The sequence below is a fragment of the Rhizobium sp. UBA1881 genome (genome assembly GCF_002338015.1).
Lineage (GTDB): Bacteria > Pseudomonadota > Alphaproteobacteria > Rhizobiales > Rhizobiaceae > Rhizobium.
Genome location: NZ_DDHH01000146.1, coordinates 6,811 through 7,433, shown reverse-complemented (window position 1 = coordinate 7,433; position 623 = coordinate 6,811). Strand labels below are relative to the sequence as shown.

At 63.1% G+C, this 623-nt stretch carries 1 pseudogene; it reads left to right on the top strand.

What is annotated here, in order from left to right:
- Positions 1-270: 270 nt before the first annotated feature.
- A pseudogene (locus B3605_RS17650) lies at positions 271-623 on the top strand (hypothetical protein); the annotation flags it as partial.

The window sequence follows — 623 nt, the reverse complement described above, 5'->3', positions numbered from 1 at the left end:
GGATCAGGAAGGGCCGCCGCTCGGGCGCCAGTCCGTCGCTCTGCCTGACCATGCGGACAAGCAGGATCGCGAGCAGCAGGGTGACGACGAAGGGCAGCGGCACGAAGATCATGGGTGCGGATCCAGCAACAGACGAGCGATATGAGCACGACAATGACCTCGATCGCAATCGCGGGCGACCCGGATCGCGATCGAGGTCTCGATTTCGTGTGGTCTCAGCGACCTTGGGTCCGCCGCTCGATGGGAGCGGTGTCACGCAAGGAGACTGCCATGATGATCATCATAACCATACCTCTGCTCCTGTTCACGTTGGTTTCAAGCTATGCCGATGGCTGGCGGACGGGAGAGACCATCGACGTCTCGGCGATCCGCTCGATCGTGATAACAGGCGACGCCAGCTCGATCCGGATCAGCGCCAATTCAGACGAGCCCTATCGGGCCGAGACGCGGGGGCGGCGCGACGGCTGGTTCAGCCGCTGGTATTCGAGCTGGTTCTTCAGCGGTTGCGAGGACCAGAGCCGGATGACGGTCGATGGGACGACGCTGTCGATCGTGGTCGCCTCGACGAAGTGGTTCGATCTCTCCGATTGCTCGCCCGAGGTCGTCGCCAACATCCCGCCGGG